Source organism: Streptomyces sp. NPDC090445 (assembly GCF_044769385.1).
GTDB lineage: Bacteria > Actinomycetota > Actinomycetes > Streptomycetales > Streptomycetaceae > Streptomyces.
Genome location: NZ_JBIVXV010000002.1, coordinates 709,075 through 724,231, shown reverse-complemented (window position 1 = coordinate 724,231; position 15,157 = coordinate 709,075). Strand labels below are relative to the sequence as shown.

The 15,157-nt window shown below is 75.9% G+C and carries 10 protein-coding genes; all 10 read right to left on the bottom strand.

Annotated elements, in window-relative coordinates; genetic code table 11:
* Nucleotides 1–39: 39 nt before the first annotated feature.
* Nucleotides 40–1,365 carry a VWA domain-containing protein gene (locus ACIQUT_RS07980; protein WP_403560548.1) on the bottom strand — a complete coding sequence of 442 codons (1,326 nt, stop codon included), beginning with the start codon at nt 1,363–1,365 and terminating at the stop codon, nt 40–42.
* A gap of 149 nt (nt 1,366–1,514) precedes the next feature.
* Nucleotides 1,515–3,044, bottom strand: a complete 1,530-nt coding sequence (locus ACIQUT_RS07975) for a PP2C family protein-serine/threonine phosphatase (RefSeq protein ID WP_403560547.1) — start codon at nt 3,042–3,044, stop codon at nt 1,515–1,517.
* 234 nt (nt 3,045–3,278) lie between these two features.
* A complete protein-coding gene (locus ACIQUT_RS07970) occupies nt 3,279–6,062 on the bottom strand; it encodes a tetratricopeptide repeat protein (RefSeq protein WP_403560545.1) in 2,784 nt (927 codons plus the stop codon).
* The gene (locus ACIQUT_RS07965) at nt 6,059–7,321 is read right to left on the bottom strand and encodes a hypothetical protein (RefSeq protein ID WP_403560544.1); all 1,263 of its coding nucleotides are present in this window, start codon (nt 7,319–7,321) and stop codon (nt 6,059–6,061) included. Before ACIQUT_RS07965 ends, ACIQUT_RS07970 begins: the two co-directional genes overlap by 4 nt.
* Before the next feature lie 71 nt (nt 7,322–7,392).
* Nucleotides 7,393–8,337, bottom strand: coding sequence for a glutamate ABC transporter substrate-binding protein (locus tag ACIQUT_RS07960; RefSeq protein ID WP_403560648.1), 945 nt, complete (start codon nt 8,335–8,337; stop codon nt 7,393–7,395).
* A gap of 146 nt (nt 8,338–8,483) precedes the next feature.
* The gene (locus ACIQUT_RS07955) at nt 8,484–9,884 is read right to left on the bottom strand and encodes a hypothetical protein (RefSeq protein WP_403560646.1); all 1,401 of its coding nucleotides are present in this window, start codon (nt 9,882–9,884) and stop codon (nt 8,484–8,486) included.
* Nucleotides 9,885–10,104: 220 nt separating this feature from the next.
* Nucleotides 10,105–11,172, bottom strand: coding sequence for an N-acetylglucosamine kinase (locus tag ACIQUT_RS07950; RefSeq protein WP_403560542.1), 1,068 nt, complete (start codon nt 11,170–11,172; stop codon nt 10,105–10,107).
* Entirely contained in the window at nt 11,163–12,455 is a 1,293-nt protein-coding gene (locus ACIQUT_RS07945) for a 6-phospho-beta-glucosidase (RefSeq protein WP_403560644.1), read from the bottom strand. The genes ACIQUT_RS07950 and ACIQUT_RS07945 overlap by 10 nt, the downstream gene beginning before the upstream one ends.
* Before the next feature lie 85 nt (nt 12,456–12,540).
* Nucleotides 12,541–13,743 (bottom strand): ROK family protein, encoded by a 1,203-nt coding sequence (locus ACIQUT_RS07940; RefSeq protein ID WP_403560540.1) that lies wholly within the window; start codon nt 13,741–13,743, stop codon nt 12,541–12,543.
* A gap of 314 nt (nt 13,744–14,057) precedes the next feature.
* Complete coding sequence (locus ACIQUT_RS07935; protein WP_403560538.1) at nt 14,058–15,146, bottom strand: mechanosensitive ion channel family protein; 1,089 nt, start codon at nt 15,144–15,146, stop codon at nt 14,058–14,060.
* Between the last annotated feature and the right edge of the window lie 11 nt (nt 15,147–15,157).

Below are 15,157 nucleotides of genomic sequence, written 5' to 3'. Positions count from 1 at the left end.
TTCAGCCTGCGTCGTCGCGTCAGGCCTGCTCAGGTCTTCTCAGATTTTCTTCACTCGGACGGTCCGGATCGAACGTGTTTCAAGGGTCATCTCATCGGCATCCGCGACCTTCGCCTTCAGCCGCACAGTACCCGCCGCGGCGTCGACCACATCCACCACCTTTGCCAGCAGTCTGGCCGTGTCCGCGTTCCCGGAAACGCTCGCCAGCTGCACCGCTCGCCCCAGCTTGGCCGTGGCACCGCCGACATCGCCCAGTTTGCGTGCCTGGAGGCCCTGTTGGATAGCCTGCGCGAGCTCCGCCTGTCCCGTGTAGTGGGCGACCTGCGGGTGGATGGCGGTGGAGGCGGCCGCATCGGTGGTCCATACCGCCCGGACCAGCCCCTGGCCGAGCACGGTCGGCTGCCCGCCCGGCGGGCCCGGCAGGACCATCGAGGCCCGGGCCGCCAGCATCTCCTGCCCCACCGCCGCGGGAGGCACGCGCACGCACACGTGGTACTCGCGGCACTCGTCGCCCCAGGAGCCCGTCGGGTAGTCCCCGGCGCGCGGGCCGGCCCCGGTGCGGCGGCCGGTCAGGTCCTGGACGGCGGGGGCCACCTGCTTGACGTACTGGATCTCCGCGCCGACCGGCGTCCACAGCCGCAGCGCGACGTCCGCGACCTCCTTGCCCATGACCTTCTCCATCATGCGCGTGAAGTCCTCGGTGAGGTGCGCCGGATCGGCCACGATGTCGGCGGACCCGAGCAGCGCACTCGCGATGCCCCTGACCTCCTGCACCTCCCAGTCGGTGCCCACCCCGCGGGCATCGCAGGTGAAGCGGCCCGCGCAGGCGTCCAGGGTGGCCCGCAGCACGGCGGGGTCCTCGTGCTCGTTGCGGCCGTCGGTCAGCAGGATGCCGTGCCGGATGGGGGCCGTGGCCCCGCGCAGCAGGCCGTCGGTGAGGCGGAGCCAGGTGCCGATGGCGGTGCCGCCGCCCGCTTCGAGGCCGCGCAGGGCCTCCTTGGCCTCCGCGCGGGTGGCCGGGCCGGCGACGGCGAGGCGGCCCCGGCCGGGGTAGACCTCCTTGGCCGCGTGGTTCCCGGCGACGACGGCGAACGAGGTGCCGTCGCGCAGGGTGTCGATGGCGGCGGCGGTGGCCTCGCGGGCACCGCGCATCTTCTCCGGCGGGTACTCCATGGACCCCGAGCAGTCGACCATGATCACGACGGCTGCCGGGCCGCGGCCGACCGCCGCGCGGGTGGCGGTGGCTCCGCCCGTGGAGGTCACCGTGACGATGGCGTGGACCTCGCTCCCGCCCTCGGGAAGGAACTCGTTCTGGTACACCTCCACGCTGAAGCGCGGGGCGCTCGGCTTGGCGAAGTTCGCCATCGGGGGCACTCCTAGAGCAGGGGGTCGGGGGGAGCTGGCCGGCTCCGGCCCGGTCGGAACCGACTCGGTCGGAACCGGCCCGATCGGCTCCGGACCGTTCGGATCCGGCCCGTCGGGTCCGGCGGGTCCGGCAGGTCGGTCGGGTCCTGTCAGGCCTGGGGGCGTGCCGCTTCCGCTTCCGCTTCGGGTTCCGCGTCGGTACGTGCGTCCGTGGTCGTGCCCGTGGTCGTGTCCGAGTCCGTGCGTGCGGTGTCCGCCGGGCCTGCCTCCGGCTCCCCGCCGGGCGGCGCCGCGAACGGCAGCACGGCCACGGTGATGTTGTCGTGGCCGCCCCCGTCGAGGGCGTGCCCCACCAGGACCTGCGCACTGTGCAGCGGCCGGAACGCGGCGTCCGCGGGCAGGACCCGGGCCATCTCCGGCGCGGACTCGGCGTAGTTCCACAGGCCGTCCGTGCAGACAACCACGACGCCCCCGTGGTCCGGCTTGAAGGTGGCCGTGTGCGGCTCCAGGTCGTACGCGTCGGCCCCCAGCCAGCCGGTGATGGCGTGCGCGCGGACGTCGGCGTACGCCTCGGCCTCGCCCATCAGGCCCGCCGCGACCATCTGGGCGGCCCAGGAGTCGTCCTCGGTCAGCCGGCGGGGGAGCGCACCGCGGTCGTCCGGCACCCAGTAGGCGCGGCTGTCGCCGACCCAGCCGATGGTCAGCAGGCCGCCGCAGACGACCGCGCCGACCAGCGTGCAGGCCGGGGCGTTCTGGGCGCCCGGGACCTCCGGGGCCAGGGCGGTCACCGCGGCCGCCGCGGCGAGGATGGCCCCGTGCATGGCCTCCTGGAGGTGGGTGCCGCGGGGGAGGGCGTCCAGCAGGGCCTCGTTGGCCGCGGCGGCCGCGGCGGCCGACGCGTCGTCGGGGCGGCTGGCGGAGGACACGCCGTCGCAGACGATGGCCACGGTGGCGGTGGAGCCGTCCGGCAGTGCGGTGGCCGCCACCGCGAACGAGTCCTCGTTGCGGTGGTGGCGCAGCCCGCGGTCGCTGACGGCGGCCACACTGCCGAGCGCCTCCTCGACGTGGTCCCGCTCCCGGGGCTGGGCGTGCCCGCAGTGCTCGCAGTACCCGTCGGTGTCCACCCGTCCGGCCCGGCAGGCGACGCACGTCTTCCCGCCGGCCCCCTGCGGGGCGCTCGTGCCGTACGGGTTCTCCCGGTCGGCGGGTGCTCCGCCGTACGGGGCGTCGTACACGACGGGGGCGCTGCCCTGCGGGGGCTCGCCGCCCGCTGCGGGGGCACCGTACGGGCTCTCCTGGCCCTGCGGGGTGCCGGCGTACGCGGACTCCGGCGCGGGCGGGGCAGCCGCGTACGGGTCCTCGTGCCCTGCGGGGGCGCCGGTGTGCCGGGGTTCGTGTCCGGCCGCGCCCGGGGTGCCGTACGGGTCCTCCCGGCCGGCGGCCGCGCTGCCGTACGGGGCTTCGTCCGCGCCCCAGTGCGTGCCGCCGCCCGGGCGGTCGTGGCGGGTCTCGCCGCCGGCGAACACCGCGCCCTGCGGCGCCGGTCCCGCAGGAGCGGACCGGGGGGCCGCGGCTGCGGCCGCGCCCCACCCGGGCTCGGGGCCCGCGAGGGGATACCCGTCCGCGGCCGGTGCCGCCGGTGCGGCCGACGGCTCCCGGGTGGCGGCCTGAACCGGCATCGCCGCGGGCGCCGCGGCAGGCCCGCCCGCGGGCGGCGGGGCCGGGTGCCACCGGCCCCCGGAGGCCCCGGGCGGGGCCGGCGCCGGGGCCGGGAGGGTGAGGGTGGGCTGGTCAGGGGGGAGGGGGGGAGGGAACGCGCTGACGGGGGAGCCGCAGACACCGCAGAAACGGTCCCCTTCCTCAAGGGGCTCCGCGCAGCTGGGGCAGCCAGACAGCCGATGCATCGACATCAATCACACCCACGTCCGGGGGCGGAAACGGTTGGCCCGCTCCACCAGTTCGATCCTGTCCTCGCCCCGCTGCGCCAGCCGCGCGAGAACGCGGTACGAGCGCTCCAGACCGAAGCGCAGGCCCTGCTCGTCCAGTTGACTGCCGAGCAGCGTGGTGCGACCGGGGTCACTGCCCCGGCTACCCGACAGTACCCAGTCCAGGGCCAAGCCCAGAACCTCGGTCGACAGCCTTTCGTGGCGCACCGCGTCGAGACCGAGCCGCTCAAGTGCCCCCACCTGCACGGCAGCTGCCGTCAGGTCAGGCAGCAGGGCCTGTTCGGGAGACCGGTCGCGCAGACGTGCCCGTACCGCTGCCACCCGTGCGGCCGTGTAGTGGATGGACGACTCCGGCACGGACTCCAGCGTGCGCACCGCCGCCTCCCGGTCGCCGGCGGCCAGTTGGACCCGGGCCAGCCCGAAGGCCGCGCTCACGAACCCCGGGTCGGTGATCCAGACGAGCCGGTAGTACTCGGCGGCGTTGTCCAGCTGTCCCAGGACCTCGGCGCACAGGCCGAGCGCCAGCTTCGGCGCGGGCTCGCCGGGGAAGGCGTCGTAGATCGCGTCGAAGGACAGGGCCGCTGTGGCGTCGTCGCCGGAGGCCAGCGAGGCGATGCCGCGCGCCCAGACGACCCGCCAGTCGTCCGGGTGGCGGGCCTCCAGGCCCGCCAGGACGGCCCCTGCGGCGTCCGGTTCACCCAGCTCCAGGTGCGCCCGGAGCTCCCGCAGCCGCAGTTCGGCCGAGTCGGCGGGCGCCGCGCCCAGGGCGGCCCGCAGGTCGGCCGGCGCGGACGCGAGCAGCCCGGCCAGGAACCCGGCATTGGGGTCACCCGCGTCGACCAGCGGCACGGGCAGCGCCAGGGCCACGTCCCGGGCGTCGAGCGGGGCCGGCCGGGTGAGCGCAGGCAGCGCAGGAGCCGGGGCCGGGGCGGCGGCAGGGGTCGGAGCCGGCCTCGGCGCCGGCAGGGACACGAACGCGGCGGGGCCGCCGCTCCGGCGGGTCGCCTCGGATCCCAGCGGTGCCGCCGCGCCGCCGGATCCCGGCGCGGGAGTCCCCGCGGGCACCGCCGCGGCGGCCGCCGCCGTCACCGCCGGAGCGGCGCCGGACCCGCGGGCCCGCCCCCGCCGGCCGCCCCGGCCCACGCTGCCGAGCCGGGCGGACCAGCCGCCTCCGCCGGCCCCGCGCCCCGTCACCTCGCGGACGCCCAGCCGGGACACCTCCGCGCCGGCCAGGTCCGCGAACAGCCGTGTGTCCGGGACCCGGGTCTCCGGCCCGAACAGCGTGGACAGCTGCGGCCGCGGTGTGCCCGTCTGGAGGGCGACGACCTCGCGCAGCACGCCCGTCAGCTGGTCCGCCATCTCCTGCGCGGACGAAAACCGCCGGTCCGGATCCGGGTCGGTGGCCCGTACCAGCAGCCGGTAGAAGGACTCGTACCGCTGGAACACCTCGATGTGCTCGGGATCCGGCAGGGAGTCCGCGAAGACGTTCGTGTACCCCTGGAAGTCGAAGGTGAGGACGGCCAGGGTGCGCGCCACCGTGTACAGGTCGGAGGCGACGGACGGGCCGAGCTCGGCCACCTCCGGCGCCTGGTAGCCGACCGTGCCGTAGATGGCCGACTGGTCGTCGTCCATCCGGCGCACCGCGCCCATGTCGATCAGCTTCAGCTGGTCCTGCTGCTGGATCGCGTTGTCGACCTTGAAGTCGCAGTACAGCAGGTTGCGGCTGTGCAGGTGCCCGAGGGCCTCCAGCGCCTCGATCCCGTACGCGCAGGCCTGCTCGACGGGCAGCGGGTCGCGGCGGCCGTCGGGCCGGCGCCGGTCGTTCGCGATCTCCTTCAGCGACTTGCCGCCGACGTACTCCATGACGATGTACCCGTCCAGCGAGCCGGTCCGCTGGTCCAGGTGCTCCACGAAGTTGTAGATCCGCACGATGTTCGAGTGCTCGATCTCGGCGAGGAAGCGCCGCTCCGATATGGCGGCGGCCATCGCGTCCTGGTCCCCGGTGTCCAGCAGGCCCTTGAGCACCACCCACCGGTCGGCGACCGCCCGGTCCACCGCCAGGTACACCCAGCCGAGGCCGCCGTGCGCGAGGCAGCCCGCCACCTCGTACTGGCCGTGCACGACGTCCCCCGGCCGCAGCTTGGGAACGAAGGAGTACGGGTGCCCGCACTTGGTGCAGAACCCCTCGGTCCGGCCGGGCCGGTCCCCGCGGGCCCGGCCCACGGGGGCCCCGCAGTCCGACCGCGAGCAGAACCGCTTGCGCTCCGGCACCTCCGGGTTCCGCAGCACCGCCGTCGACGGGTCCGGACGCGGCACCTCCGGCACGTTGACCAGCCCGGCCCCGAGCCTGCTGCGGCCCGAGGAGCCGGACGACGAACCCGAACTGCGCACCGACACCGAGCGGGTGGACACGACCCCCGGCAGCCGGCCCGACACCGAGCGCCGCGAGGACGAGGACCGCGACGACCGCGACGACCGCGAGGAACGCGAGGAGCCGGAGGAGCGGGAGGAGCGCGCCGAGGACGAGTTCGACGAGGACCCCGGCCGGCCCGAGCCCTGCGAACCCCGCGGATCGGCATGGCGCGCCGGACTCGTCATCCCGGTCGGCGGCGACACCAGCTCCTCCGCGCCCGCCGCGACGGAGCCGACGGGCGCCAGCCCGCACGTGTCGCAGTACAGCACCCCGCCGCCCATGTCCTCGTACGCCCCCGGGCAGCCGGGGCGCCCGCACGCGGTTCCGGCCAGGCTCATGCGCCGTCCTCCTTCCCCGGCCCCGCGGGCCGGTCCTGCTGCGGTGCCAGTGACTCGGCGGCCGCCTGCTGGTAGCGCAGCACGGCCTGTTCGGCGGCCCGCAGGTCGCACGGGGCGCTCCACAGCATCCGCCGGGCCGTGTCGTACCGCTCCGCCAGCAGCGGGTCCTCCGCCAGACCGTGCCGCGCCACCTTCGCCCGGTACGCGTCCAGCCGCCCGCGCAGCTCGGCCCGTACCGCGAGCGGTGCCGTCACTGCGGTCAACGAGTCGCGGGCCCGGCGCAGTTCCTCCTCGGCCCGCTCCTCCAGCGCCTCCAGCAGCGGCGAGAGCCGGTGCCAGCGGGAGTGGCGCCGGTGGTCGGACGCGAGCGCCAGCTGCTCCTGCAGCGCGGTCGGCGGCCCGCTCACCACCGGAACCTCCGATGCCGCGATCTTCGCGAGCACCTCCGTCCGGGCGGTGCGCGCCTCCGCGAGGGTGCGGTCGGCCCGCGAGAGCACGTCCCGCAGGCTGATCAGCCGCTGCTCGGCGTCCTGCCGGACCGCCAGCACCGCCTCGATCTCCCGGCGTACGTCCTCCAGCGCGAGCGCGGCCCGGTCGTAGCGGGCGGTGTCCGGGCGGCCGCCCCCGGGCGCCGAGCTGCCCGCAGCGGGCTGCCAGAACGCCAGGGGGTCGGCGATGACCCGGGCGCGGAGCCCGGTCAGCTCGGCGGTGATGGCCTCCAGGTCGTCGCCCGAGGGGTGTTCGCCCGGGCGGACCCCCACCGAGTGGGCGAGTGAGCGGGTGCGGCGCAGCTCCGCGGAGAGCAGGTCGATCCGGGCGGGCAGCGCCGACCACACCGCGTCGGCGGCCACCACCACGTCCAGCGAGCTCGCGTACAGCTCGTTCATCCGGGCCACCAGCTCGGCGAGCGAGAGCCGCTCCGCCATGGCCGCGCCCTCCGCCCCGGCCCCGGCGATCAGCACGCCGGGCCCGCGCAGCCGCTCGGTCAGCTCGACCAGCTCCTCGCGGGCGGGCCAGCGGCGCCGCTCCCGTATCTCCCGGGCGGCGTTCAGCGCGCCGCTGTAGGCGTCGAAGTACGTCCACAGCCGGGTGATCGCGGCGTCGGCCGCCGCCCACCGCTCCCGGGTGACCCCCGCCAGGCCGGCGCCCTCCAGGAGCCGGCGTCCGGCGTGGTCCTGGAGGGCGAGCAGCGAGGTCTCCACGGCCTCGTGCTCCGCGCCGAGCCGGGCCAGGGCACGGTCGACGTCGTCCCGGCTCATCACGGCCGAACCAGCCTCCACCTGACCTGCCCCCGCCTTCCTGCCGTCGGGATTCCCTTGCGCCACCGGTCTCAGTCCCGGTACTTGGGCGCGGGCGGCCCGGCCACACCGGGCAGCACCGGCTTGAGGTGCGCGGTGTAGGCCTGCATCCAGGGGCTGCCGTCACCGCCGGCGCGGTAGCCCTCCAGCACCTTGTTGACCCGCCGCACCAGGTCGGTGGCCTCCTTGTTCATGGCCACCCCGTAGAACTCCTTGGTGAACGGGGAGCCGACGAGCCGCACCGACGGGTCCTGCGCGGCCTGGCCGGCCGCCAGCGCGTTGTCCGTGATGATGCCGTCCACCTCGCCCAGCTGCAGCCGGACCAGGCAGTCCAGCTGGTTGGGCACGAGGACCGGCACCGCACCGTACGACTGGCCCTTCAGGGCCGCCTCGGCGGTGGAGCCGGCGGCCGTGCAGATCCTGCGGCCCTTCAGCGAGGTGTTGTAGCCGGTGATCGGCGAGCCCTTGGGGGCCAGCACTTGCTGCCCGGCCTCGAAGTAGGCGGTCGAGAAGGCGACGTCCTCCAGCCGCTTGCAGTTGATCGTCATGGTGCGGACCACGACGTCGACGCGGCCGTCCTGCAGCGCGGGGACGCGCTGGCTGGTGGGGATGGCCCGGTAGATGACGGCGTTCTCGTCGCCCAGGATGTCCTTGGCGATGGCCTTGACCAGGGCAATGTCGAAGCCGTCGAGGCGGCCGTCGACCGGGTTGCGGTACCCCCACTTGAAGCTGTTCTGGTCGACGCCCGCGACGAGCTTGCCCGCCTTGCGGATCCGCTCGATCGTGGGCCCGTCCACGCCGGACGGGCGCAGGCTGGCCTCCGGGTCCGGGCAGGTGTCGGTGAGCGTCCAGGGCGTCTGCGGGGCGGCCGGCACCGCGTCCGGCGCGCCGACCACGGCCGGGCGGCCGCCGTCCGGGGACGCCTGGGCCAGCGGCAGCAGCACCGTCGCCGCCGTCACCGCGCAGGCGGCGGCCATCGCGCTGACCCCGCCCCAGCCGCGCAGCCGGCGCGCCAGACGGCGCACCCCGGACGGGCGGGCACGCCCGGCGGCCGGACCGCCGCCGGCTCCGGCGCCCCGCCCGTCCCCGCTGCCGTCCTCGCCCACGCGTATCCGCATCGCTGTCACCTGTACTCCGAAAGCCGGCGCCCTATGCCGAGCAGGGCCGCGCCGGCGCCGACGACGGCCAGGGCCGCCGAACCCGTCATCAGACCGCCCAGCGCGCCGAGCCCGTCCCGGGCGGCCAGGGTGAACTCCTGCTGTTCGTGGGCGAGGGCCTGCTCCAGGGAGGCGTCCACCCGGTCGAACGAGGCCCCGCTGCTGTCCTTGTGGTCCTTGTCCCCGATGACCTGGGGCAGCGCGTCCTCGTAGTCGCCCCGCAGGTCCGTCTCCCGGGCCGCCGCGTGCCGCTGCTTCCACTGCCGGACGGCGTCCGCCGCGCGGGCGACCGGATCCCTGCCGAGGGCGTCGTCGGCGAGGCGCCCGGCCTTCGCCAGGCCCGCGTCCAGGTCCTTCATGTCGGCCGCGAAGTCCACGTCGTACTTGTCGGACTTCTTGTCCTCGGCCAGGACGGCGCCCCGCGCGATCAGCGTCAGGTTCTCGTTCGCGCGGGCCTGGAGCGCGGCGATCCGCGCGTCGTTGAGGACCTTCAGGGACTCCTGGCCGTCCGTGCGCGCCTCGGCCAGCGCCGACCGCGCCAGCCCGTGCCCCACCGCCAGCCACAGCAGCACCACCAGCGAGGCGGCGGTCGCCGCGACGAGGCCGTGGTTGAAGACCCGGTTCGTGTGCCGGTAGTTGCGGCGCTGCGCCCACACCAGCGCGGCCAGCGCGAGCAGCCCGGTGCCCAGCGAGGCCAGCGGCAGCGCGCGGGCGCTGTCGTGGTCCCGGTGGAGCCGGCCCGTCTCCGCCTCGTACAGCCGCTGCGCGGCCGGCAGGAGCTGGGTGCTCATCTGCTCGTTGGCGTGGCGCAGGTAGGCGCCGCCGAGCGGCAGCCCCTGCTTGTTGGCGGCCCGCGCCTGTTCTATGAGCCCGGTGTAGCGGGGCAGCTGCTCGCCCAGCAGGGCGATCTGCTTGCGGGAGTCCTCGTCCGCCGCGGTGTTGGCGGCCGCGCTCACCAGCAGCCGGGAGGCGCCCGCGATGTCCTCCTCGTACCGCTTGCGGACCTCGCGCGGCTCGTCCGCCCCGGCCAGGAAGCCGCTGGAGGAGGCCGTGTCGGCGTCCGCGAGGGAACGGTAGATGCTCGCCGCGTCCGCGCTCAGCGGCTGGCTGCGGCCCACCACGTCGTCCGCGGCGGCGACCCGGTCGGACACCTCCCACACGGTCACCACGCCGAACAGGAGCACCAGCGCGGCCAGTACGGCACCGATGATGCGCAGCCGGCCGGGCTCGGTCGTGGCGGCGGCGCGCAGCCGCTCCACGCCCTCGGCCCAGGCCGTACCGGGCCGGGCCCGCCCGTCCGGGGGTGCCGCGGGCGGACCCGCGACCGGCCCGGCGGCGCCGCCGGGCGCGTGCGCGCGTGATGTGATGGCCACCCTGACCTCCCCCTCGGTGCTGCCCTCGCCTGAAATGCTTCGCTGAAGTATGGCCGGAAGGGCGGTCGATCACAGCACCCGGTGCCGGATCCTGCGTGAACCGCCCCGTGCGCGCGCCCCCCGGCGCGCCCCCCGCCCCTCTCCACCACCCCTTCACCGTCCATACGTCCGCCCGCCCGCCACGGTTCCAGACGCGGGGCCGCCCCAAGCAGGTTCACCCGAAATGGGCACGCAGTTCCGCGTGGGCGGCGGGCGGCGCCCCCACCGCGTCCAGCCCCAGCAGCGCGGCCCCCAGCACCGGCGGGGCCGCCACCACCGACACCCGGGCCAGCGGCGCCCGTTCGGCCAGCCCCGCCCTGATCGGCCCGTCGAGCTGCGGATGCCCGGCGGTGAGGACACCCCCGCCCAGCAGCACCGGAGCCTCCTGCGCGAGCAGGTCCAGCCGGGCCAGCGCCACCGACGCCATGGCCACCACCTCCTTCGCCTGCCGCTCCACGAGCGCGGCGGCCACCCGGTCGCCGGCCGCGGCCACCTCGAACAGCACCGGCACCAGCTCGTGGACCCGCCGCCACGCCAGGTGCCCCAGGTGCAGCGCCTCGATCAGGGCGGCCATGGAGCCCAGCCCGAAGTGGCCCGGCAGCGCCGCCGCCAGCCCGGTGGGCCCGCCCCGGCCGTCCTCGGCGCGCGCCGCCGACCACAGGGCCTCCCGGGCCAGTCCGCCCCCGCCGCCCCAGTCGCCGGAGATCCGGCCGACGGACGGGAACCGGGCGGTGCGCCCGTCGGGCAGCATGCCCGCGCAGTTGATGCCGGCCCCGCACACCACCGCCACCCCGCGGGGCGGCCGGCCCGCCGGGAGCCCGGCCCGCAGGATCGCGAAGGTGTCGTTGCGGACCTGCGTGGCCGCGCCCCAGCCGCGGGCCGCGATCGCGTCGGCGAGCTGCTGCTCCTCCACCGGGAAGTCGGCTCCGGCCAGGCAGGCCGAGACCGTGTCGGCGTACGGGAGGCCGGCCGGAGCCGCCCCGGCCGCCCCGGCTGCACCGGATGCCCCGGCTGCCGCGGCGGGCCCGGGCAGACCGGCCGCCCGTGCAGCCTGCGTGACGGCCTGCTCCAGTACGTCCACGGCCGCGCCGGTCCCGGTCAGCTGAGGCTGGAAGCCGCCGGCCCGCCCGGTGCCCAGCACCCTGCCGTCCGCCCCGACCAGGGCCGCGTCCGTCTTGCTGTTGCCCGCGTCGAGGGCGAGGACCGCGGCCCGCACCCCGGCGGACGGCCGCCTCACGCCCACGCCAGGTACTCCTTGTTGTGCGCGAGGAGCCGGTCCGTCAGCCCCTCGGCCCGGTCGAACTGGCCGACCAGCGGGTGCGCGAGCAGCGCCCGGAACACCCGCTCCCGGCCCCCGCGTAGGGCCGCGTCCAGCGCCAGGTCCTCGTACGCCGTCACGTGCCCGATCAGCCCGGCGTACAGCGGGTCCAGCCGAGGCACGCCCAGCGGCACCGGCCCGGACCGGTCGACACGGGCCTGCACCTCGACGACCGCGTCGTCCGGCAGGAACGGCAGCGTCCCGTTGTTGAGCGTGTTGACCACCTGCACGGAGCCCGCCGCCGCACCGCCGCCGCTCCCGGCGGCGCCGTTGCCGAGCAGCGCCGCCGCCAGGTCCACGGCCGCCTCCGAGTAGAAGGCCCCGCCCCGCCGGGCCAGCAGGGCCGGCTTCTCGTCCAGTGCCGGATCGGCGTACAGGGCGAGCAGCTCCCGCTCCATGGCGGCCACCTCGGCGGCCCGTGACGGCTTCTCGCCGAGCTCCCGGACCACCTCGTCGTGCGCGTAGAAGTACCGCAGGTAGTACGAGGGCACCGCGCCGAGCCGGTCCAGCACCGCGTGCGGCAGCCGCAGCTCGGCGGCGACGGCCTCCCCGTGGGCGGCGAGCAGTCCCGGCAGCAGGTCCTTCCCGGCCGGGCCGCCCCGGCGCACCCCCAGCTCCCACGTGAGGTGGTTGAGGCCGACGTGGTCCAGGTGGAGGTCGGCCGGCGCCAGGCCCAGCAGCGCCGCGAACTTCCGCTGCAGCCCGATGGCCACGTTGCACAGCCCGACCGCCTTGTGCCCGGCCCGCAGCAGCGCCCGGGTGACGATCCCGACGGGGTTGGTGAAGTCGATGATCCATGCGTCGGGGTTGGTCCGCCGCACCCGCTCGGCGATGTCCAGCACCACCGGGACCGTGCGCAGCGCCTTGGCGAGCCCGCCGGCGCCTGTGGTCTCCTGCCCGATGCAGCCGCACTCCAGCGGCCAGGTCTCGTCGCGCAGCCGCGCCGCCTGTCCGCCGACGCGCAGCTGGAGCAGGACCGCGTCGGCGCCCTCGACGCCCGCGTCGAGGTCGGCGGTGGTGGTGACGGTGGCCGGGTGGCCCTGCCGGGCGAGGATCCGCCGGGCCAGCGCGCCGACGAGGCCGAGGCGCTCGGCGGCGGGGTCGATCAGCACCAGCTCGCCGAGCGGCAGGGTGTCGCGCAGCCGGGCGAAGCCGTCGATCAGTTCGGGGGTGTAGGTGGAACCGCCGCCCACCACTGCGAGTTTCATGGTCACGTGCGCCGGCCTTTCAGTCGGTTCGAGACGGGTCCGGGTGACGCTTCGTCGGATGCCCCGGGGGGCGGAGGGGACGGGGTCAGCGGCGGGAGGTGTCGAAGACCTCGTCGCGGGTGGCGGCGAGGGCGCTCTCCAGCGCACCGCGCAGCACCGGCCGTTCGCGTACCGCCCCGGGTATGAGGCGGGGCAGGGAGGGGGAGAGGTCGGCGAGCTCGGCGGCGACCAGTCTGCGCAGGACGTCCCCGCCGGCGTCGTTCACCGCGCCGGAGAGGACCACGATCTCCGGGTCCAGTACGGCCACCAGCGACGCGAGACCGGTCGCCAGCGCGGTCGCGTACCGCCGCAGCAGCCGCAGCCGCGCACCCTCGGGGTGCGCGGCGGCCCGCCGGAGCAGGGCCACGGCCGGCCCGACCGCCGCCGCGGACCCGGCTGCGCGCCCCGGGGCGGCGGACGGCAGGGCCATGCCCAGCTCGGCCGCCAGCCCGGGCACCGCCTGCGCCCCGGCCAGCGCCTGGTAGCCGCCGGAGTTGACCCGGGCGACCTGCCGGACCAGCGGGTGCCCGGGCACGGGCAGGAACCCGACCTCGCCCGCGCCGCCGGTGAACCCGCGGTGCAGCCGGCCGCCGAGCACCAGGGCGGCGCCGAGGCCCTCCTCGTTCCACAGCAGGACGAAGTCCCGGTGCCCGCGGGCCGCACCGAGCCGCTGCTCGGCGATCGCGACGAGGTTGACGTCGTTCTCGTACGCGACCGGCATCGGCAGCGCCGCCGCCAGCTCCTGGAGGAGGGCGGGGGAGTGCCAGCCGGGCGGGAGGTGGCCGGCGTAGCGCAGGACTCCGGAGCGCGGGTCGAAGGAGCCAGGGGTGGCGATGACGGCGCGGTGGAGGTCGGAGCGGTGCAGTCCGGCGGCCTTGAGGGCCCCGTCCAGGGCCCGGGCGACCCGGCCGGCGGCGCTCGCGGCCCCGGCGGCCCCCGCGCCCTCGGCGTACGGGAGCTCGTGGCTGCCGATCACCGCGCCGGTCAGGTCGGCGACGGCGGCGGTGATCCGGCCCGGGGTGACGTCCACCCCGGCGACGCGGGCGGCGCGCGGGTTGACCCCGTACAGCCGGGCGCCGGGCCCGGGGCGGCCGGTGGTGGTACCGGTGGCCACGACGAGCCCGGCGGCCTCCAGCCGGGCCAGCAGCTGCGAGGCGGTGGGCTTGGAGAGGCCGGTGAGGTCGCCGATCCGGGTGCGGGACAGGGGGCCGTGGGCCAGCAGCAGGTCGAGGGCGGCGCGGTCGTTCATGGCGCGCAGCAGGCCGGGCGTTCCGGGCGCAGGCGTTCCGGGAGCGGGCGTTCCTGTTCCGGGAGTCGACGTCCCGGGAGCCGACGTCCCGGGAGCCGAAGTTCCGGGAGCGGGCGGGCCGGAGCCCGGGCCGGGCGGCCGGCCGGGGGACGTGCGGGAGGTCGTGCCGGTCATGGGCGCTCGCTCTCGTCCGGAAACGGGCTCATCCGGGAACTGTCAGTTAAGTTTCCTATCGGTTTTTGAAGCCTGTCAACGGGACTGCCCCCGCAGGCGGTGGCCTGCGGGGGCAGTGTCAGCGTGTGCTTCGGCGGTGGTTACTTCGTGATCCGCGGGGAGCCGAACGCGGCCGGTGCCGGGATCGGGGCCGCAGCCAGGGCCTGCGGGGACGCCGGGTTGGCCAGGGCGGACGGGGCGGCCACGGACGCCGACGGGTCCGCCGGCTCCTCCTCCTCGTCCGCGGGCGGCAGCCCGCCGACGATCCCGATGCCCGCCTCGTCGAAGGCCTCCTTGATCCGCCAGCGCAGCTCGCGCTCGACGGCGAACTGCTGGCCCGGCATCGTCTTCGCCGACACCCGCACCGTCATGGAGGCCAGCAGCACCTCCACCAGGCCCAGCACCTCGACCGGACCCCACAGCCGCTCGTCCCACGGGGTCTCCTTGGCCATCCGGGCGGAGATGGCATCGACCACCTCGCGGATCCGGGGCAGGCTCTCCGTCGGCTTGACCTGGATGTCCACGCCCGCGGTCGCCCAGCCCTGGCTGAGGTTGCCGATCCGCTTGATCTCGCCGTTGCGGACGTACCAGATCTCGCCGTTGTCGCCGCGCAGCTTGGTGACGCGCAGGCCGACCTCGACGACCTCGCCCGAGGCCACCCCCGCGTCGATCTTGTCGCCGACGCCGTACTGGTCCTCAAGGATCATGAACACGCCGGACAGGAAGTCCGTCACCAGGTTCCGGGCGCCGAAACCGATCGCCACACCGGCCACACCCGCACTCGCGAGGAGCGGGCCCAGGTTGATGCCCAGGGCGCCGAGCACCATCAGGCTCGCCGTGCCCAGGATCAGGAACGAAGCCACCGAACGCAGGACCGACCCGATCGCCTCGGACCGCTGCCGCCGGCGTTCCGCGTTGACGAGCAGCCCGCCGAGCGCCATGCCCTCGACGGCCTCGGCGCCCCGGTTCATCCTGGTTATCAGCTTGGTCAGCGACTTGCGGACCAGCGAGCGGAGCGCGGCCGCGATCACCAGGATCAGGAGGATCTTCAGGCCCAGGTACAGCCACCCGGCCCAGTTCTCCTCGATGAAACTGGCGGCGTTCGTGACGCTCTCGTGGGCCTCCTTCACCGACGCGGCGGGGTCCGGTGTGGCGGCTGCCAGGGGCAACAGGGCGGCGGGCCAGGGCACGGCGGGAACCT